Source organism: Massilia sp. Soil_C_3, assembly GCF_057657035.1.
Genome location: NZ_JBDGJG010000004.1, coordinates 22,628 through 41,571 on the forward strand (window position 1 = coordinate 22,628; position 18,944 = coordinate 41,571).

Annotated in this window: 18 protein-coding genes; 11 read left to right on the top strand and 7 right to left on the bottom strand. The window is 64.2% G+C overall.

The genetic code is table 11. The features are described from left to right. Position 1: 1 nt before the first annotated feature. The gene (locus AC3A6F_RS08345) at positions 2-916 is read right to left on the bottom strand and encodes a LysR family transcriptional regulator (RefSeq protein WP_487679705.1); all 915 of its coding nucleotides are present in this window, start codon (positions 914-916) and stop codon (positions 2-4) included. Between the two features lie 33 nt (positions 917-949). Then, a complete protein-coding gene (locus AC3A6F_RS08350; RefSeq protein ID WP_487679707.1) occupies positions 950-2,728 on the bottom strand; it encodes a monovalent cation:proton antiporter-2 (CPA2) family protein in 1,779 nt (592 codons plus the stop codon). A gap of 282 nt (positions 2,729-3,010) precedes the next feature. Here AC3A6F_RS08350 and AC3A6F_RS08355 point away from each other — a divergent pair, with 282 nt between their 5' ends. From AC3A6F_RS08355 to AC3A6F_RS08390, 8 genes are all read left to right on the top strand, one after another. After that, entirely contained in the window at positions 3,011-3,880 is an 870-nt protein-coding gene (locus tag AC3A6F_RS08355; protein WP_487679709.1) for a helix-turn-helix domain-containing protein, read from the top strand. Between the two features lie 345 nt (positions 3,881-4,225). Then, a complete protein-coding gene (proV, locus tag AC3A6F_RS08360) occupies positions 4,226-5,461 on the top strand; it encodes a glycine betaine/L-proline ABC transporter ATP-binding protein ProV (RefSeq protein WP_487679711.1) in 1,236 nt (411 codons plus the stop codon). After that, entirely contained in the window at positions 5,458-6,558 is a 1,101-nt protein-coding gene (gene proW, locus AC3A6F_RS08365; protein WP_487679713.1) for a glycine betaine/L-proline ABC transporter permease ProW, read from the top strand. The genes proV and proW overlap by 4 nt, the downstream gene beginning before the upstream one ends. Positions 6,559-6,575: 17 nt before the next feature. Then, on the top strand, positions 6,576-7,625 hold the full coding sequence (proX, locus tag AC3A6F_RS08370; RefSeq protein WP_487679715.1) for a glycine betaine/L-proline ABC transporter substrate-binding protein ProX: 1,050 nt from the start codon (positions 6,576-6,578) through the stop codon (positions 7,623-7,625). 221 nt (positions 7,626-7,846) lie between these two features. After that, entirely contained in the window at positions 7,847-7,984 is a 138-nt protein-coding gene (locus AC3A6F_RS08375; protein WP_487679717.1) for a YhfG family protein, read from the top strand. Between the two features lie 108 nt (positions 7,985-8,092). After that, positions 8,093-8,569 carry a Fic/DOC family protein gene (locus tag AC3A6F_RS08380; protein ID WP_487679719.1) on the top strand — a complete coding sequence of 159 codons (477 nt, stop codon included), beginning with the start codon at positions 8,093-8,095 and terminating at the stop codon, positions 8,567-8,569. A 207-nt stretch (positions 8,570-8,776) separates the two neighbouring features. Continuing rightward, on the top strand, positions 8,777-11,449 hold the full coding sequence (mutS, locus tag AC3A6F_RS08385) for a DNA mismatch repair protein MutS (RefSeq protein ID WP_487679721.1): 2,673 nt from the start codon (positions 8,777-8,779) through the stop codon (positions 11,447-11,449). Continuing rightward, on the top strand, positions 11,449-12,393 hold the full coding sequence (locus AC3A6F_RS08390; RefSeq protein ID WP_487679722.1) for a hypothetical protein: 945 nt from the start codon (positions 11,449-11,451) through the stop codon (positions 12,391-12,393). The genes mutS and AC3A6F_RS08390 overlap by 1 nt, the downstream gene beginning before the upstream one ends. Positions 12,394-12,438: 45 nt before the next feature. On the opposite strand, the gene AC3A6F_RS08395 is transcribed toward AC3A6F_RS08390, so the two are convergent. Next, positions 12,439-12,972: an FKBP-type peptidyl-prolyl cis-trans isomerase gene (locus AC3A6F_RS08395; protein ID WP_487679724.1), complete on the bottom strand. Its 534-nt coding sequence runs from the start codon at positions 12,970-12,972 to the stop codon at positions 12,439-12,441. Positions 12,973-13,049: 77 nt separating this feature from the next. Between AC3A6F_RS08395 and AC3A6F_RS08400 the strand changes: the two genes are divergently transcribed. From AC3A6F_RS08400 to AC3A6F_RS08410, 3 genes are all read left to right on the top strand, one after another. Continuing rightward, positions 13,050-14,171 (top strand): JmjC domain-containing protein, encoded by a 1,122-nt coding sequence (locus AC3A6F_RS08400; RefSeq protein WP_487679726.1) that lies wholly within the window; start codon positions 13,050-13,052, stop codon positions 14,169-14,171. Positions 14,172-14,185: 14 nt separating this feature from the next. Next, on the top strand, positions 14,186-14,665 hold the full coding sequence (locus AC3A6F_RS08405) for a DUF7931 domain-containing protein (RefSeq protein ID WP_487679728.1): 480 nt from the start codon (positions 14,186-14,188) through the stop codon (positions 14,663-14,665). A gap of 292 nt (positions 14,666-14,957) precedes the next feature. Continuing rightward, complete coding sequence (locus AC3A6F_RS08410) at positions 14,958-15,236, top strand: hypothetical protein (RefSeq protein ID WP_487679730.1); 279 nt, start codon at positions 14,958-14,960, stop codon at positions 15,234-15,236. 241 nt (positions 15,237-15,477) lie between these two features. Here AC3A6F_RS08410 and bamC read toward each other — a convergent pair whose 3' ends face one another. From bamC to AC3A6F_RS08430, 4 genes are read right to left on the bottom strand one after another with little or no spacing between them, the layout of a single operon-like run. Continuing rightward, a complete protein-coding gene (bamC, locus tag AC3A6F_RS08415) occupies positions 15,478-16,683 on the bottom strand; it encodes an NlpB/DapX family lipoprotein (RefSeq protein WP_487679732.1) in 1,206 nt (401 codons plus the stop codon). A 46-nt stretch (positions 16,684-16,729) separates the two neighbouring features. Continuing rightward, positions 16,730-17,608, bottom strand: coding sequence for a 4-hydroxy-tetrahydrodipicolinate synthase (gene dapA / locus AC3A6F_RS08420; protein WP_071361795.1), 879 nt, complete (start codon positions 17,606-17,608; stop codon positions 16,730-16,732). A 53-nt stretch (positions 17,609-17,661) separates the two neighbouring features. After that, on the bottom strand, positions 17,662-18,231 hold the full coding sequence (locus tag AC3A6F_RS08425) for a class I SAM-dependent methyltransferase (RefSeq protein ID WP_487680441.1): 570 nt from the start codon (positions 18,229-18,231) through the stop codon (positions 17,662-17,664). Positions 18,232-18,262: 31 nt separating this feature from the next. Further along, entirely contained in the window at positions 18,263-18,916 is a 654-nt protein-coding gene (locus AC3A6F_RS08430) for a site-2 protease family protein (RefSeq protein ID WP_487679734.1), read from the bottom strand. Between the last annotated feature and the right edge of the window lie 28 nt (positions 18,917-18,944).

The window sequence follows — 18,944 nt, forward strand, 5'->3', positions numbered from 1 at the left end:
GTCAATTGTGGGAAGCCTGGGCGCGGGGCCAGGCGCTGGCGATCGGCGGCTTGGTGTCGAAATACGCCACCAGCAGATCGGTCAGGATGCGGATCTTGCGCGCCGGATGCTGGCCTGGCGGGCGCACGACGTAGGCGCCGGCCGGCGGCGGCGGATAGCGCGTCATGACCGGAACGAGCGCGCCGGAATCCAGGTACTCATGCATCAGGCCATAGGGCAAGTAGGCGACGCCCACCCCCGCCAGCGCGGCCGCGACCAGTGCGGTGCCGTTATCCGCCTTGAAGCGGCCCTGGGGCCGGACCGACACGATCTTCTCGCCATCCAGGAACTGCCAGGCCTCGGTGCCCTGCATGAGGGCCTGGTGCGACAAGAGCTGGTCCGGCGTCTCGGGCGCCCCGTGGGCGGCGATGTAGGCGGGACTCGCGACGGTGAGCCCATAAATCGGCCCGATCCGCCGCGCCACCAGGTTGGAATCCTGCAGGTAGCCGAGCCGAATCGCGCAGTCGTAACCGTCCGCGATCAGGTCCACATTGTGGTCGCTGTAGCAGGTGTGGATCTGCAGCCGAGGGTGAAGGCGCGCCATTTCCGCCAGCACCGGCGCGAAGTGAGTCGGTCCGAACGACAGCGGCGCGGCGATGCGCAGGCGGCCGCGCAGCTCGCCGGCGGGCAGGATGGTTTCGCGCGCCAGGGCGATCTCGGCGCAGACCCTGGCCGCATAGTCGCGGAAGGTGGTGCCGGCCTCGGTGAGCGCCGCGCCGCGGGTGGTGCGCGACAGCAGCTGGATGCCCAGCTCCTCCTCGAGCCGGGCCAGGCGCCGGCTGACGATCGACTTGGACACGCCAAGCCGGAGCGCGGCCGCCGAAATGCCGCCGGCATCGGCGACTTCCACGAATGTCTGCAACTCTTCGATATCCACTACGCTGCTCCCGGTTGCGCCACGCGGCGTCGCCTAGATGATACTGCCCTGCGTCGCCGGCTTGCCCAACGGCTCCGGCATGACGGGCAGGTGCAGGCGATCGCGGCCCGACAGCTCGTCGCCGTGGATTTGCTCGGCCAGGCGCTCGGCATCGCGCCGGCGGATGTCGAGCGCCGCCTCGTGGACGTCGGCTTCGGCAAAGCCCAGCGCGCGCAGGCCCTCGGCGCCCATCAGGTAGGCCGATTCGACGGTCTCGCGCACCTGGTAATCGACGCCGGCGCGGATCAGGGTAATGGCATGGCCGCGATCGTAGCTGCGCACCAGCAGCCGGGCCTGCGGAAACTCGCGCCTGGCCAGCGCGACGATGTCGTTCGCGGCCTTGGGCTCGTCGACGCACACCATGATCGCATCGGCTTGCCCGGCGCCGGAATGGCGCAGGGTATCCATCCTGGTGCCTTCGCCGAAGAACACCTTGAAGCCGAAGCGCTGCGCATCGCGGATGCGGTCCGGATCCTTGTCGATCACCGCCAGCCTGACGCCGCTGGACAGCAGCACCTGCGAGGCGATCTGGCCGAAGCGGCCGAAGCCGATGACGAGCACCCGCCCCTTCAGGTCGCGCGCATGCTCGACGCCGTCCATCGACTTCTCGTGCCGCAAGAGGCGGTCGGTCACGAGCGTCAGGAGCGGCGAGAGCGCCATCGAGAGGATCACGACAGTGGCGAACAAGGCGTTTTCGCGTTCGTCGAGCACGCCGGCAGAGAGCGCGGCGGCATACAGCACGAAGGCGAACTCGCCGCCCTGCAGGAACATCGAGGTGCGGTGAAGGGCCTGGTGGTTGGAAGCGCCAAACAGGCGCGCGACCACGTGGACGACGATGCCCTTGGCGACCATGAAGCAGAACAACATGGCCAGCAGCAGCCGCCATTCGGCCGCGACGATGGCCAGGTCGAGCGACATGCCCACCGCCAGGAAGAACAGCCCCATGAGCAGGCCGCGGAACGGCTCGATATCGCTTTCGACCTGGTGCCGGTAGCTCGAACTCGACAGCATCACGCCGGCCAGGAAGGCGCCCATCGCCATCGACAGGCCGGCCAATTCCATCAGCAGCGCCGCGCACAGGACCACCAGCAGCGCACCCGCGGTCAGGACTTCGCGCGTGCGCGACCTGGCCAGCAAGGCGAAGAACGGATCGAGCCCCCAGCGCGCCACGCCCAGCAGCACCGCCAGCGCGCCGATCGCCAGCAGCAGGTCGGACCATCCTTGCCCCTGCTGTCCGTGAAGCGGCGGCGCCAGGAAGGCGACCACCGCCAGCAGCGGCACGATCATCAAGTCCTCGAACAGCAGGATGGCGACCGACTTCTGCCCCTGCTCGCTCGCGATCTCGCCCCGGTCCTGCAGCGCCGTCATGATGACGGCGGTCGAGGACAGGACGAAGCCCGCGCCGGCGACGAAGGCGGCCGGCCCGGACAGGCCGAACATCGCATAGCCGGCCAGCGCCAGCGCGGCGGTCGCGGCGGACACCTGGGCCAGGCCCAGGCCGAAGATCTGGCCGCGCATCGCCCACAGCTTGTGCGGCCGCAGCTCCAGCCCGATCACGAACAGGAACATCACCACGCCCAGCTCGGAGATATGCAGGATCGAGCGCGCATCGGTGACCAGGGCCAGCACCGACGGTCCCACCAGGATGCCCGCCCCAAAATAGCCAAGGACCGCTCCAAGGCCCAGCCGCCGGAACAACGGCACGGCGATCACGGCCGCCCCCATCAGGACGACCACCGGGCCGATCGTCTGCCCCAGGCTTGCTCCAGCCATCAACTCTCCTCGCTTATCTCATTCATTTGATGCATATATCGGACATTGCGCCAGGCGCAACGGCAGGCGCAGGCGTTCCCGGATGCGCAACACAGCACATCCGGGAACGGCACTAGCGCGCACCACGCGCGGCCAGCAAAATCGTCCCGACGCCCATGCGTTGGAGATAGAACGATACCAATCCGATATAGGCGCGACAATGTTCAATCCTGCTATCGTTGGTTCATTCCTGCTGCGCCGGATCTACGAAGTCAGTGTTAGGAGAACCTTATTAGCGCCCCAATGGTCACGCCCCCGCCGCTCCCCCACAACATCATCGGTCTCTCGCAGGCGGGCCGCGCGTGGAGCGGCGTCCAGCTCGTCGTCACAGGCTACGACTGTGACGGCGAGGGCACGAGCATCCTGCCGCACCGCGATCACGCACGCCTCAGCGTCGTGCTGGAAGAGCATGGAGGCGCATGCGAGCCGCGTCTGCAACAGCATCGACCATGCCCCGTCGAGCATGTGCCGCGACATATGTATTTCGCGCCGGCCGGCATGGAGATCTGGGGCCACACAAAATACGCGCGCCGCGTCGTCGACGCCGTGCTCGTGTTCGACCTCGACGTCCTGAGCGAACGCCTCGAAACGACATTGGATCCGGACAGGATCGGCGTCCCGAGGCTGCGTTTTTCCAACGACCGGATCTGGCATCTGGTCAAGCTGCTTTCCGAGGCAGTCCATAACCCCGACCCGTCGATGCATTTATATGGCGACGGCATTATTACCGCCGTATCGTCCCAGCTATTCGCAGCGCCGCGCATCACGGAATTCAAAGCCGGTGGACTCGCGCCATGGCAGCTGCGACGGGTGATCGACTATATGGATGCGAATCTCCCGCACCGTGTCGAGCTCGAAACCCTGGCGGCGCTGGTCAACCTGTCGCAAGCCCATTTCAGCCGCGCGTTCAAGATATCGACCGGCCTGGCGCCCTACCAATGGCAGCTCGACGCCCGCATCCGGCGCGCACAGCAGTTGCTGTCCGCTTCCGATGCGAGCCTGGGCGAGGTGGCGCACGCCACGGGCTTTGCGGATCCGGTTCACTTTGGCAGGACGTTCCGAAAAATGATGGGCCTGGCGCCGGGCGCATGGCGAACCGAGCACAAGCGATAGTCGCTCCAGCGTCGCGCACGTCGAATAAATAAATCAAATTGACTTATCATTCGACTTGCTCTATAATTCATGCCCACTAGACAATAGTTATTCGTAGCAACACCCCTGCTGCACCATATTTGCCATCCGTTGGGTGGGAAATAGCTCTTAGGCCTAGCGCCAGCATCCCGACATCGTTGACGCAATGCGCGTCAGCACCCGCCCGCCGGCAAAGCGTCCGCCCTTTCCGTCGCCTGCGCGCTTGCGCACCGTTCGCACTGCCGACGGTTCGGGTCCATCGATTCCCATGAACGCCATTGGCTGCAGGGTTTCATTCCATTCGCCAAATCGAAGGAGAACAACAACGTGGCAAAACAAATCATCATCGACCATGTCTTCAAGGTGTACGGCGACCAGCCCGACGACGCGCTGGCGCTGGTTCGCCAAGGCGCCAACAAGCAAGACATCCTGGCCAAGACCGGCTGCACGATCGGCGTGTTCGACGCCACCTTCACTATCGAAGCGGGCGAGATCTTCGTCATCATGGGCCTGTCCGGTTCGGGCAAGTCGACCCTGGTGCGCATGCTCAACCGCCTGGTCGAGCCGACCGACGGCCGCATCCTGGTCGACGGCAACGACATCAACACGCTGCCGGACGCCGAGTTGCGCGCCTTGCGCCGCAAGGACATCAGCATGGTGTTCCAGTCGTTCGCGCTGCTGCCGCATATCACGGTGCTCGACAACACCGCCTTCGGCATGGAGCTGGCCGGCATTCCCAAGGCCGAGCGCCATGAGCAGGCGCGGCAAGCTTTGGCCCAGGTTGGCCTGGCGGGCTATGCTGCCAGCTATCCCGACGAACTGTCCGGCGGCATGCAGCAGCGCGTGGGCCTGGCCCGTGCGCTGGCCAGCGATCCATCGATCCTGCTGATGGACGAGGCGTTTTCGGCGCTCGACCCGATCATGCGCACCGAGATGCAATCCGAGCTGCTGCGCCTGCAGCAGATCAAGCGCCGCACCATCGTCTTCATTTCGCATGACCTGGACGAAGCGATGCGTATCGGCGACCGGATCGCCATCATGAAGGATGGCCACGTGGTGCAGGTCGGCACGCCCGAGGAAATCCTGCGCAAGCCCGCCGACGATTACGTGCGCAATTTCGTGCGCGGCGTCGATGCGGCGGCGGTCTTCAAGGCCAGCGACATCGCCCGCAAGAGCCAGATCGTGGTGTCGGAATCGCCGACCCGCGGTTCGCGCGCGGCGCTCTCCATGCTGGAGGAGCAGGACCGCACCTATGCCTACGTCGTCAATCCGCAGCGCGAATTCCTCGGCCTGGTGTCGGTGGACTCCCTGCGCAGCGCCCTCGACGGCCATACCGGCCCGCTGGGCCTGGCGCATGCCTTCCTGGCGGACGTGCAGACCATCAAGGCGGACGAACCCGTCGCCGGCCTGTTCGGCCAGGTGGCGCAACTGCCGTACGCGGTGCCGGTGGTGGGCGATGACGGACGCCTGTGCGGCGCGATCAGCAAGACCACCTTGCTGAAATTCCTCGACCCCGACACGCCCGCCATTCCCGAGGCACAGCATCAGAAAGGACAAGCATGAGCACGACCGAAAACAGCATCACGGCAGTACAGCAGGCGGCAGAGCAAGTCGCCCAGACCAACCCCTGGCTGCCGACGCCACCGAGCGACACTTCCTGGCTCGACGCGGCGGGGCCGGCTGTCACGCCCGAGCACGCCAGCAGTTTCGACCTGGCGCACGCCCTCGATGGCGCGCTGCCGCTGCAATCCTGGATCAACGATGGGCTGGGCTGGGTGGTCGAGCATTTCCGCCCCTTCTTCCAGGCCGTGCGTGCGCCGATCGACGCAACGCTGACCGGGTCCAGCCAGCTGCTGCTGGCCGTGCCGTCCCTCGCCCTGATCGCCATCATCGGCCTGCTGGCATGGCAGTTCACCAGCCGTGCGCTGGCCGTCGGCACCGTGCTGGCGCTGGTGGCGGTCGCCGCGCTGGGCGTGTGGCCGGAAGCGATGATCACCCTGTCGCTGGTGCTGACCTCGCTGGTGTTCTGCCTGATCATCGGCTTACCGTTGGGGATCTTCCTGGCCAGTAGTGACCGCGCGCAGAACATCCTGCGCCCGCTGCTCGACGCCATGCAGACGACGCCAGCCTTCGTCTACCTGGTGCCGGTGGTCATGCTGTTCGGTATCGGCAATGCGCCAGGCGTGATCGTCACCATCATCTTCGCCCTGCCGCCGCTGGTGCGCCTGACCAACCTCGGCATTCGCCAGGTGCGTCCCGACCTGATCGAAGCGGCGCGCGCCTATGGCGCCTCGCCCTGGCAGCTCTTGACCCGCGTGCAACTGCCGCTGGCAATGCCGTCGATCATGGCCGGCATCAACCAGGCGCTGATGCTGTCGCTGTCGATGGTGGTGATCGCCTCGATGATCGCGGTCGGCGGCCTCGGCCAGATGGTGCTGCGCGGTATTGGCCGCCTGGACATGGGCCTGGCCACCGTGGGCGGTCTCGGCATCGTCCTGCTGGCCATCATGCTGGACCGCCTGACCCAGGCCATGGGGCAACCGCGCCGCGGCGTGCGCCACTGGCACCAGACCGGTCCAGTTGGCTTCGTCCTGCGCCGCCTCGGCGGTGCCGCCGGCTCCGATGCGGCCCCAGCCGCCACGCCCACCACCGCACAATAAGACTGGAAAGGATAACGATGCGTCAAACCGAACACTTCAACGCCACCTATAAAACGCAGCGCGCGTTTCGCTGGACCTCGGCCCTCGTGCTTGCCGGGCTCGCCCTCTGCACCGGCATCGCGACGGCGCAAACGCCAAGCGCCGACCTGCCCGGCAAGGGCATCAAGGTGCAGGCCCTGCAAGGCCCGCTGGCCGAAGAAACCTTCCAGACCATGCTGGCCAATCGCGCCCTGGAACAGCTGGGCTATGAAACGCAGCCGAGCAAGGAAATCGCCTACCCGACCGCGCACATCGCCGTCAGCAATGGCGACGCGACCTTCCTCGCGGTGCACTGGGACCCGCTGCACAAGGACTATTACGACAACGCGGGCGGCGACGCCAAGTTGCTGCGTGTAGGCCAGTATGCCGGCCCTGCCGCCCAGGGCTACCTGATCGACAAGGCCACGGCAGAGAAGCACAACATCACCAATATCGACCAGTTGCGCGACCCGGCCATCGCCAAGCTGTTCGACCATGACGGCGATGGCAAGGCCGACCTGACCGGCTGCGATCCGGGCTGGGGCTGCGAGGCGATGATCGAACACCATATGGACGGCTACAAGCTGCGTCCGACGGTCAAGCATGTGCAGGGCAGCTATTCGGCGCTGATCGCCGATACGATCGGCCGCTACAAGCGCGGCGAATCGATCCTGTATTACACCTGGACGCCCTACTGGGTGAGCAGCGTGCTGGTGCCGGGCAAGGACGTCGTATGGCTGCAGGTGCCGCACTCATCGAATCCACAAAACACCAATACCCGCATGGCCGACGGCAGCGATTATGGATTTGCCGTCAACACCACGCGCTTCGTCGTCAATCGCACCTGGGCCGAGAAGAATCCGGCGGCGGTCAAGCTGTTCGAGGTCATGCGCTTGCCGATTGCCGATATCAATGCGCAGAACGAGCGCGTGCGCAATGGGCAAGGGTCGCAGGACGATATCGCGCGCCATACGGCCGGGTGGATCAAGTTCCATCAGGAACTGTTCGATAGCTGGATTGCACAGGCGAAGGCTGCGGCGAAACCGTAATTGTTGAAAAGGGTGGCCGGCTTCTGCCGGCCGCCGGTGTTTCAGACGAAAAACTCGCGAGCAGCAACGATTTTTTGTTTGACGCAAGCGCCATGCGCTCGCCATGAGCACGCCGAACAATCGCGTTACAACGAATGGACTGCGCCCCTGTATCCTGGCCGTCAAGAGAGGGTTACAATATCCGAAACTCTTTAAGGAAGCGTGCAATGCTGACGAATGAGATGAAGCGCAGGGCTTTCCTGAAACTCCGTACCGAGAACTATCGCGCCAGCCTACGCCTGGAGGGCCTGTCGCCACAGCCGGTCGCTGCCAAGAAGCCCTCGACAGCCAAGCCGACGCTGAAGCCGACCCGTGCCTGATAAGTATGGCGTTGGCGGAGACACGCAGTACTGCTACGCCAATTCGGACGCCTGATCAACAAGCTTGCCATCACCGACGAGGATGGCCTCGAAGTCGCCGAGGTCGAGTTGACCCAGGCGCGCATCGAACAGTTCGAACCTGACTTCGACGACATTTCGCTGTCCGCGCTGTGTGCCATCCATCGCCATCTCTTCCAGGACGTCTACCGCTGGGCCGGCGAACTGCGCACCGTCGACATCAGCAAAGGCGGAACTCGTTTCGCCAACGTGAGCAGGATCGAACCCGAGGCGGAAAAGCTCTTCAGACAGCTGGAACAAGAAAACTACCTTGTAAATTCATCGCGCAAGAGCTTTGTCAGTCGGCTGGCTCATTACTACAGCGAACTCAACGTCATTCATCCTTTTCGGGATGGTAATGGTCGCGCCCAACGGCTCCTGTTTGAAGTCATCAGCATTAATGCCGGGTACGCCCTGCGCTGGGAGCCGCTCAGCCGTAGCGAATGGCTGGATGCGAATATCGACGCGTACAATTGCCGAATGGATTCGCTCGAAGCGCTTCTGGACCGCGTGGTGACTCGCTTGTAACGGATGGCAGCGCCGAGGCAAAGCTTCAGCAATATCGCGCACGCCGCTTGAAGCACGAGCGTCCTCTATTGACAATGCACTTTAGCGGCTAGCACTCGAGAAAAAACTCTTGAGCAACGACGATCTTTGCAGCGGACTGCCGGGTCGATCGGGTTAAAATGTCAAGTCCTGGCCTTTCACGCGCCAAGCCGTACCGATTCAGACGACATGACCACCGCCCCCAAAGAAATCAACGCCGCCGCCATCAAGAACAGCGCGACGGAAAAGCACACTCCGATGATGCAGCAATACCTGCGCATCAAGGCCGACTACCCCACCATGCTGGTGTTCTACCGCATGGGCGACTTCTACGAGCTGTTCTTCGAGGACGCCGAAAAAGCCTCGCGCGTGCTCGGTATCACCCTCACCGCGCGCGGCAAGTCGGGCGACCAGCCGATCAAGATGGCCGGCGTGCCCTTCCACTCGCTAGACGGCTACCTGGCCAAGCTGGTCAAGCTGGGCGAATCCTGCGCCATCTGCGAGCAGATCGGCGACCCGGCCCTGTCGAAAGGTCCGGTCGAACGCAAGGTGGTGCGCGTGGTCACCCCCGGCACCCTCACCGATTCCGACCTGCTGCCCGAGAAGGCCGAGCGCCCGCTGCTGGCGCTGTGCCTGATCAACCAGCGTAAAACCGTCACCGCCGGCCTGGCGTGGCTGTCGCTCGCCAGCGGCAACCTGCGCCTGATGGAATTCTCGGGCGATGCGCGCGCCGTCGAACAGCGCCTGGCGCACGAACTCGAACGCATCGCGCCGGCCGAGATCCTGCGCGCAGATTGCGCTGACATGTTCGAGACTGATGCTTCTCATGCCCACCTCCAGCGTGTGCCCGAATGGCACTTTGATGTGGTCAAGGGCCACGGCGCCCTGCTCGAGCAACTGGGCGTGGCCACCCTCACCGGCTTCGGCGCCGATGGTCTCGGCGCCGCGTTCGGCGCAGCCGGCGCGTTGCTGCGCTATGCGCAGTCGACCCAAGGCCGCGGCCTGCAGCACGTGCGCGGCCTCGCCTGCGAAACCGAGAACGAATACATCGGCCTGGACGCCGCCACCCGCCGCAACCTGGAACTGACCGAGACCATCCGCGGCCAGGAGTCGCCGACCCTGTTCTCGCTGCTGGACGGCTGCCGCACCGCGATGGGCTCGCGCCTGCTGCGCTACTGGCTGCACCACGCGCGCCGCGACCAATCCATCGCACGCAGCCGCCACCAGTCGATCGAAGCACTGATCCAGGCCGATGCCAACGACGCGCTGTCGTCGACCCTGGCCCAAGTGCCGGACATTGAACGCATCACCACCCGCATCGCCCTGCTCACCGCGCGGCCGCGCGACCTGGCCGCCCTGCGCGTTGGCCTGACAGCGCTGCCTGTCGTGCGCGAACAGGTGGCGCGCTGCTTCATCCCGGGCGACACCTGCCTGCTGCGCGAGATCCACGACGATCTCGCCACGCCGGGCGCGTGCGTCGACCTGCTCACGCGCGCCGTGATGGAAGAGCCGGCGGCGATGGTGCGCGACGGCGGCGTGTTCGCGCGCGGCTTCGACGCCGAGCTCGATGAGCTGCGCGCGCTGTCTGAGAACGCCGGCCAGTTCCTGGTCGACCTCGAGACGCGCGAGCGCGCCCGCACCGGCATCGCCAACCTGCGGGTCGAGTACAACAAGGTGCACGGCTTCTATATCGAAGTCACCAACGGCCAGGCCGACAAGGTGCCGGACGATTACCGCCGCCGCCAGACCCTCAAGAACTGCGAACGCTACATCACGCCCGAACTGAAGGCCTTCGAAGACAAGGCCCTGTCAGCGCAAGACCGCGCGCTGGCGCGCGAAAAAATCCTGTACGACCAGCTGCTGGCCGACCTGGCGCCCCATATCGGCGTTCTACAGACCATCGCGCGCGCCCTGGCCCAGGTCGACGTGCTGGTGGCGCTGTCGAGCCACGCGCTGCGCCACAACTGGTGCGCGCCTACGCTGAGCGATGCGCCGTGCCTGACCATCGTCGAAGGCCGCCATCCGGTGGTGGAAAACCAGATCGAACGCTTCATCGCCAACGACTGCAAGCTGTCCAACGAGCGGCGCTTATTGCTGATTACCGGCCCGAACATGGGCGGTAAATCGACCTTCATGCGCCAGGTGGCCCTGATCACGCTGCTGGCCTACGTCGGCAGCTACGTGCCGGCCACCAGCGCGACGCTCGGCCCGATCGACCGCATCTTCACCCGCATCGGCGCCAGCGATGACCTGGCCAACGGCCGTTCGACCTTCATGGTCGAGATGACCGAATCGGCCGCGATCCTGAATGGCGCCACCGAGCACTCGCTGGTGCTGATGGACGAAGTCGGCCGCGGCACCTCGACCTTCGACGGCCTGGCGCTGGCCTGGGCGATCGCGCGCCACCTGATCGACACCAGCCGCAGCTTCACGCTGTTCGCAACCCACTACTTCGAGCTGACCCAGCTGCCCGAGACCTATCCGAGCGCCACCAACGTGCACCTGTCGGCGGTCGAGCACAAGGACAGCATCGTGTTCCTGCACGCGGTGCAGGATGGTCCTGCCTCGCAAAGCTACGGCCTGCAGGTGGCGCAGCTGGCGGGCGTGCCGCAGCCTGTGATCAAGGCCGCGCGCAAGCACCTGGCGCGCCTGGAAGCGCAGGCGCTGGATGCGACGCCGCAGCGCGACCTGTTCGCCGCGCCGCTCGCCGAGGAAGAAATCGACGAGGCCCCGGCGCCGGCGTTTGCTGCGGAGCCCCTGGACGACGGCCTGCGCGACGCGCTCGATGCGATCGACCCGGACGCGTTGACGCCACGCGAAGCGCTCGAACGTCTCTACGAGCTCAAGCGCCTCGCCGCCTGATGCAAGCACGGCGCCGATCACTCCTGCTGGCCGCCCTGCTGTCCTTCGCGTCGCTTGCCGGCGCAAAGGACAAGGCGGACAGCAGCGCGCACCGGTTCGCGGTGATCGGCAACGACTCGGGCGAGGACGGTGAGGCGCGCCTGAAAGCGGCGCTGGCCGATTCATCCGAAAAATCGCTGGCCTTCGTCGTCATCAACGGCATCAAAGGCGAGAAGGAAAGCTGCGGCGACCGGCTGTACCAGGAGCGGCGCGACATCATCGAGCGCGCCCGGCGGCCGACCGTCGTGTCGCTGGCCGGCAGCGACTGGACGGCCTGCCGCAACTCGGCCAACCGCACCAATGCGATCGAGCGCCTGAACCGCCTGCGCGAACTATTCCATGGCGAGCCCGAGTCGCTGGGCCGCGAGAAAATCCACCTGACCCAGCTGTCGGCCAGCCCGCGTTTTCGCAGCTATGCCGAGAATGCCCACTGGAAGGTCGGCAAGGTGCTGTATGCCACCATCAATCTCCCGGCCGGCAACAATCACTTCCTGCCGGCGGCCGGGCGCAACAGCGAATACGAAGACCGGACGGTCGCCAACCGCTTCTGGCTGAACCGCCTGTTCGCGATCGCGCGCAGCGACAAGGCCGAGGCGCTGGTGCTGTTCTCGGAAGGCGCGGTGCGGCCGTTCTACCTGGACCAGCCAGCGGGGCTACGCGGCCTTCTGCGGCGCGATCCGGTGGAGAAGGATGGGTTCGAGGCAGTGCGGCGCCAGATCCAGGGCCAGGCGCTCAAATTCGATGGCAAGGTGCTGCTGGTCGACGGCGGCAAGCCGCATGGGAAGAAACCCGAGATCGAGTGGAACGGCAACCTGGGACAGCTGTCGGTAGGGACGAAGGCGGTCGAGGTAAATGTGAAGGCGGGGAAGGAAGCGACGTTCGCGGTCGAAGACGCGAAGCAATGAGGCATCCGCGGCCCTGCGCTGCAGGGACCGCGAACGATTCGATGATTACTGCAGTGGCTGACTACGGAAGTGGTCGCCCTCGTCGCTATCGTCCATCTCATGATGATGACCGCCTGCGCCATGCACGTGGCCGTGCTGGATTTCTTCAGTGGTGGCTGCGCGCACGTCGATCACCGACAGATCGAAGCGCAGGGCCATGCCGGCCAGCGGGTGGTTACCGTCCAGGACCACCTTGTCTTCGGCGATCTCGGTCACGGTGAAGATCACCGGCTCGTCGTCGCCGCCTTCAGCCATGCCTTCGAACTGCATGCCGACTTCGATCGGCTCCGGCAGGCGGGCGCGCTCTTCGACCTTGACCAGCTCTGGCTCGTAATCGCCAAACGCGTCGTCCGGTTCTACCTGGATCGTCGACGAATAGCCGACTTCCTTGCCGTCGAGTTCTTCTTCGATCTTCGGCAGGGTATTCTCGTAGCCGCCGTGCAGGTAAACCATCGGCTGCGCGCCTTCTTCGATCAGGTTGTTCTGGGCATCCGACAGCTTGTAGTTAACCGTCACGACCGTGTCTTTGGCAATCTTCATCGCACATCCTTTCATTGTAAGGCTCGGATTATACCCCCGATGGGTTCTACGACTTGCCCGGCTGGTTATAATGACGCATGAAAAAATTACCGCTTCTCGGGAATATTACTCCCGCCGAGTTTCTGCGCGATTATTGGCACAAGAAACCGCTCCTGATCCGTGGCGCCATCCCCGGCTTCAAGCCCCTGCTCAAGTTCGAGAAACTGGCCGAGATGGCGCGCCAGAATCACGTCGAATCGCGCCTGGTCACCCAGAAGGGTGGCAACTGGGACATGCAGCACGGCCCCCTGGCCGAGCTCCCGGCCCGCACCGAACCCAACTGGACGATGCTGGTCCAGGGCGTAAACCTGTACGATGAACGCGCCGACGATCTGCTGCGTCAGTTCCGCTTCGTGCCCGATGCCCGCCTGGACGACCTGATGATCAGCTTCGCCACCGATGGCGCCGGCGTCGGCCCCCACTATGATTCTTACGATGTATTCCTGCTGCAGGCCCACGGCAAGCGCCGCTGGAAGATCGGTTCGCAGCAAGACCTGACGGTGGTCGAAGGCTTGCCGCTCAAGATCCTGGCCAATTTCAGGCCCGAAGAAGAATTCGTGCTCGAACCGGGCGATATGCTGTACCTGCCGCCGCATTACGCCCACGACGGCATTGCCGAAGGCGAATGCATGACCTATTCGATCGGTTTCCGCTCCCCTTCGTTCCAGGAATTGGGCGAGGCCTTCCTGCAATTCATGGCCGACTCCATCGATTTGCCTGGCCGTTATGGCGATCCGGAATTGAAGCCGGCCAAGAACCCGGCCGAGATCCCACGCGATATGCTCGACACCGTCACCGAAGAATTGAACAAGGTGCGCTGGGACGAGGAAGACGTGACCGTGTTCCTGGGCGAACACATGTCCGAACCCAAGCATAATGTCTTCTTTACTGGCCCGGCAAAACCGCTGACCGTGGGCCGCTTCATGGAAACCGCCGCCAAGCGCGGCATCAAGCTGTCCAGCAAGACCTTGATGCTGTACCGCGGCAAGCACGTCTTCATCAACGGCGAATCGTTCGCCGTCGGCCGCGCCGACAAGGCGGTGCTGGACGTGCTGGCCAACGAGCGCCGCATCGCCGGCGCCGTACTGGACAAGGCCACCGACGACGTGCTCGAAGCCCTGTACACCTGGTACCAGGACGGCTGGGTCGAGCTGGGTTGATGGACGAGGTGTCGATGAGCGAACCACGCACGATTGCTTTCGACACCCGCCTCGACTGCGAGGCGCAGTTTCACGCCTGCATCGAAGCGTCACGGGCCACCCTGGCCGTCTTCGATCCCGACTTCTCGGTCTTTCCACTCGGCAGCACCATCACCGACACCGCGCTGCGGGCCTTTCTTGCCCGCGGCGGCCGGCTGCGCCTGGCGCTGCACGATCCTTCCCACATCGAGCGCCACTATCCGCGCTTCTTGCGCCTGCTGCGCGACTACAGCCACCTGTGCGAGTGCCGGCAAACACCGCGCAGCCTGCGCCAGCTCACCGACTCCTTCTGTATCGGCGACGACCGGCACATCGTGCGCCGCTTTCATAGCGACCATCTGCGTGGCGAGGCAGCTTTCGACGATCCTGCCGCCTGCGAACTTTCACGGCACCGCTTCGAGGCCATCTGGCAAGAGTCACATCTTGCATTGCAAATGTCCACAACAGGCTTGTAAGCAAGAGCAATAGTTGCGTCAAAAACGCCAGATAGTTACATATCGCCGTGTTTCTTAGCCACGTTGCATCTTGTAACAATATGAAGCTTATTCATCCGCAAATTTCTTTCATTACGGCATGTGTTCGCTATTGCGAAACTGTAAAATTGTCTATAATATCAATCAGGAAGGTTCCGTTGCGTCTATGGCGTTAACGCTATTTGTGAAAGCACGAGAATTCCACCGAGAAATAATTACCGGTAATTATTAATCGCAACAAGTGTTCGACTCTTGTAAATACTAAGGAAAAATCATGAAAAAAACCCTGCTGATCGCCTCCCTGTTCGCTGTTACCCTGGCTGCTTGCGCTAAGAAAGAAGAAGCTCCAGTCGCACCAGCTGCTACCGAAACCCCAGCAGCTGTCGCACCAGCTGACGCAACCGCAACCCCAGCTGCTGACGCAACCGCACCAGCTGCTGCTGACGCTGCTGCCGCTGACGCTGCTGCTGCTGCCAACACCGCAACCGACGCAGCTGCTGCTGCTCAAGGTTCGGCTGAGCAAGCTGCTGACGCTGCTGCTACCACCAAGTAATTCGTTACTTCGGTAAGAAGAACCGGCCTGCGGGCCGGTTTTTTTACGTCTGTCGTTTTGTAATGTACGCAGGCCGCCGCTGCAAGCTCCACCGCTTGCCCAAAAACGTCGTCCCCGCGAAGGCGGGGACCCAAGTACTGCCAGCGCTATCGAAACGCTGGAAAACTTGGGTCCCCGCCTGCGCGGGGACGACGTATTTGAAGCCGGTAGCCGGGCTTGAAGCCAGCTACCGGGTCAGGGATTACTTCAGCTCGGTATGCAGCAGATTCAGGATCTTGCCTGCGGTCGCCGAGGTATCCGCCTGACCTTCGTTGGTCTGTACCGTGACCTTGCTGACGCTGGCGCCCTGCTCGGTCTTGACCAGCACGCGGTAGCGCTGGGCTTCCTTGAGCTCGTCTTCCGACTTGCCGCCCCACGAGAACAGGCGCTTGAAGAAGCCTTCCTTCTGCTCGGCCGCGTCCGGATCGACGTAGCGCACGAAGTAGACACCCTGCACGCGGTCGCGGTCTTCGACGGTGAAGCCGACGCGGTCCAGCGCCAGGCCGACACGGCGCCAGGCGCGGTCGAAGCCTTCGTCGACCTCGACCGTATCGCCCACCAGCTTGGCGTGCTGCGGCGCCACCGGTGCGTTGGCGACCGTCGCTTCGGCCGTCGCGACTTCCTTGGTGCCGGTCAGCATCGCGACCATGCGGCCCAGGAATTGCGATTCCATGCCAGGATCGTTCGGGCGCGAAGTCCAGGTGGTGGTTTCGCTCTGCGGGCCGGTCAGGACTTCCTCGGCGCCGCGGTGGCTGACCCAGATCTCGGTCGAGCCGTCCGGCAGGCGCTCGAGACGGGTGCGGAACTTGTCGCGCTCGCCGGTCGAGTAGGCGCGGTCGAACACGCGGCCGATGGCGTTGCGGATGAAGTCTTGCGGAATCTTCGAACGGTTCTCGACCCAGGCGGTTTCCATGGTGCCGGTAGTGGCCGATTCGGTTTCGATGGCGAAGCCCTGCTCTTCCCAGAACTGGCGCAGTTGCGGCCACAGTTGTTCCGGGGTTTGCTTGACCACCAGCCAGCGCTGGTCGCCGTTGCGCTGGACGCTGATCGCATCGCTCGAGATCGGTCCGATCTGCTGGTTGCTCGCGGCGACGCCGGGGACGAAGCCGCCGCCCGTGCCGGCGGCAGCGGCGGCCGCCTGGCCGGATGCGGTGGCGACGCCACGGCCGTCAGGGATGGCGTAGCGGTTGTCGCGCTGCAGCTTGGTCAGATCGGGCGGCACGTCCAGCGGCGCGGCTTTCTTGGCGCCCTTGTAATCGACCTTGTCGCCTTCAAAGATGGTGGTGCAGGCCGCCAGGCTGAAAGCGAGCGCGGTCAGCGTCAGCACGCGTGCGGCAGCAGGAGCGGAAGCCAGGGGCGAGAAATTGGAACGCGCGGAGTTGAATGCCGAGTACTTGCTTTTAGTCATGTCGTTCGATATCAGGTCAGGAACCCGAACCCTTGCGGGCCCGGGATTAGGAATGAACGCCGGCTTCCACCAGGGCGGCGCGCACGGTCTCGTGGTACTGGGCGGACAGCGGCGCGAGCGGCAGGCGCAGGCCGGCGGGCATCTTGCCCATTTCGGCCAGCGCCCACTTCACCGGCACCGGGTTCGGTTCGACGAACAGCTTGCCGTGCAGGCCGAGCACGCGGTTGTTGATCTCGACCGCACGGGCAACGTCGCCGGCCATCGCGGCCACGCACAGCTCGTGCATCGCGCGTGGGGCGACGTTGGCCGTCACCGAGATATTGCCGGCGCCGCCGCAGAACATCAGGGTCATCGCGCTCGGATCGTCGCCCGAATAGACGGCGAACGATTTGTCGACCATCTTGAGCAGCTCGATACCGCGGCCGATATTGCCGGTGGCGTCCTTGATGCCGACGATATTCTCGATCGGCGCCAGGCGTGCGACGGTCTCGTTGGCCATGTCGGCCACGGTACGGCCCGGCACGTTGTACAGGATGATCGGCAGGTCCACGCTTTCCGCAATGGCGCGGAAATGGCGGTACATGCCCTCTTGCGTCGGACGGTTGTAATAGGGAACAACCTGCAGCGAAGCATCGGCGCCGCATTCCTTCGCATGGCGGGTCAGCGCGATCGCTTCCGCGGTCGAGTTGCCGCCGGTGCCGGCGATGACCGGGATGCGGCCGGCGACGTGATCGACGGCCAGCTTGACGAGTTCGCAATGCTCTTCCGGCGACACGGTGGCCGATTCGCCCGTCGTGCCCACGATGACGATCGCGTCCGTGCCTTCCGCGACGTGCCAGTCGATCAGCTTGCGCAAACTATCGCGGTCAAGGCTGCCGTCTTCGAACATCGGAGTGACGAGTGCTACGATACTGCCCTTAATCATAATCTTGGCCGTGCCATTCATTAAAAAATCTGATTGTAGCGGATAGCCCGCCGCTATGGTTCATTCCTGACCACAATATGGTCGAGCCGGGCCTCGGTTTTGGCAAATCCCGCGCCGACCGCGCACAGGCGCTGCACCTGGGCCGGATGCGGCCGTTGCACATGGCCGTCCTCGTAGGCCAGCACCTGCAATCCGCCGTCTTGCGCCAGCCCCAGCAACTCGCCGGGCGCCAGCAGGAAGGCAGGATTGGATGGTTTGCCGTAGATCTGGTTCCCTTGTGCGAAGGTTTCGTAAATCAGGATGCCGTCCGGCCGCAAGCTGGCCGCCAGTGCCGCGAACAGCGGCCGGTGCAGGTAATTGGTGACCACGATCGCCGAAAAACGTCCCGCCTCGAAGGGCCAGGGCGAACCGTCGGCCTCGAGGTCGTAGGCCATCGTCGTGACATTGTGGCCCGCGCTGGCGGCCAGCGCCTCGGGTTTGACGTCCAGCGCCAGCACCTGCAGGCCGCGCGCCGCCAGCAGGCGCGTGTGGCGGCCATTGCCGCAAGCCAAGTCAAGCGCCTCACCGGGCGGCGCCAGGGAAACGAAACGCTCGACCCATGGCGACGGCGGCAGAGTCTGCATGTTCACACGCGGCGCGTCGACTGGCATGGCGTCAGAACAGCACGAAAGTGAACGGCAGGACCATCATGTCGACGATCCAGCGGCCCAGCTGCATCACCGGCACCACCCAGTAGCCCACCAGCTGCAGGAACACCAGGCCCAGCACGATGAAGAAGCCGTAGGGCTCGATGCGGGCGAATTTAAAGGCCAGGCTGTTGGGCAGCATGCTGGTCAATACCCGGCCGCCGTCCAGCGGCGGGATCGGCAGCAGGTTGAAGGCCATGATCAACAGGTTCGTCAGGATGCCGGCCTCGGCCATGCGGCGCGGGAAGGTTTCACTGACGCCGAAGAACACCAGCAATGCCGCGAACAGCAGCCACAGCGCGGCCATGATCAGGTTGGCAATGGGGCCGGCCAGCGCGACCCAGGCCATGTCGCGCTTCGGATTGCGCAGGCGGCCGAAATCGACCGGCACCGGCTTGGCGTAGCCGAACACGAAGGGCGTAAACAGATACATCATGATCGGAATCACGATGGTGCCCCAGATGTCCACGTGCACCAGCGGATTCAGGCTCATGCGGCCCTGGGAATAGGCGGTGTTGTCACCGAAAAATTTGGCAGCGTAGGCGTGGGCGGCTTCGTGCAGGGTAATCGCAAAAAGAACGGGCAGCGCGTAGACGGCGATGTTGCGTATCGTTTCATCCATAAGAGGGATTCTATCAGAGGCCGGTACG

Coding starts and splice junctions, on each gene's coding strand:
- proW (WP_487679713.1), top strand. CDS start 5,458: ATGAGCACGACCGAAAACAGCATCACGGCAGTACAGCAGGCGGCAGAG.
- AC3A6F_RS08390 (WP_487679722.1), top strand. CDS start 11,449: ATGCAAGCACGGCGCCGATCACTCCTGCTGGCCGCCCTGCTGTCCTTC.
- mutS (WP_487679721.1), top strand. CDS start 8,777: ATGACCACCGCCCCCAAAGAAATCAACGCCGCCGCCATCAAGAACAGC.
- proX (WP_487679715.1), top strand. CDS start 6,576: ATGCGTCAAACCGAACACTTCAACGCCACCTATAAAACGCAGCGCGCG.
- AC3A6F_RS08375 (WP_487679717.1), top strand. CDS start 7,847: ATGAAGCGCAGGGCTTTCCTGAAACTCCGTACCGAGAACTATCGCGCC.
- AC3A6F_RS08355 (WP_487679709.1), top strand. CDS start 3,011: ATGGTCACGCCCCCGCCGCTCCCCCACAACATCATCGGTCTCTCGCAG.
- AC3A6F_RS08410 (WP_487679730.1), top strand. CDS start 14,958: ATGAAAAAAACCCTGCTGATCGCCTCCCTGTTCGCTGTTACCCTGGCT.
- AC3A6F_RS08400 (WP_487679726.1), top strand. CDS start 13,050: ATGAAAAAATTACCGCTTCTCGGGAATATTACTCCCGCCGAGTTTCTG.
- AC3A6F_RS08350 (WP_487679707.1), bottom strand. CDS start 2,728: ATGGCTGGAGCAAGCCTGGGGCAGACGATCGGCCCGGTGGTCGTCCTG.
- AC3A6F_RS08395 (WP_487679724.1), bottom strand. CDS start 12,972: ATGAAGATTGCCAAAGACACGGTCGTGACGGTTAACTACAAGCTGTCG.
- AC3A6F_RS08405 (WP_487679728.1), top strand. CDS start 14,186: ATGAGCGAACCACGCACGATTGCTTTCGACACCCGCCTCGACTGCGAG.
- AC3A6F_RS08425 (WP_487680441.1), bottom strand. CDS start 18,231: ATGCAGACTCTGCCGCCGTCGCCATGGGTCGAGCGTTTCGTTTCCCTG.
- dapA (WP_071361795.1), bottom strand. CDS start 17,608: ATGATTAAGGGCAGTATCGTAGCACTCGTCACTCCGATGTTCGAAGAC.
- AC3A6F_RS08430 (WP_487679734.1), bottom strand. CDS start 18,916: ATGGATGAAACGATACGCAACATCGCCGTCTACGCGCTGCCCGTTCTT.
- bamC (WP_487679732.1), bottom strand. CDS start 16,683: ATGACTAAAAGCAAGTACTCGGCATTCAACTCCGCGCGTTCCAATTTC.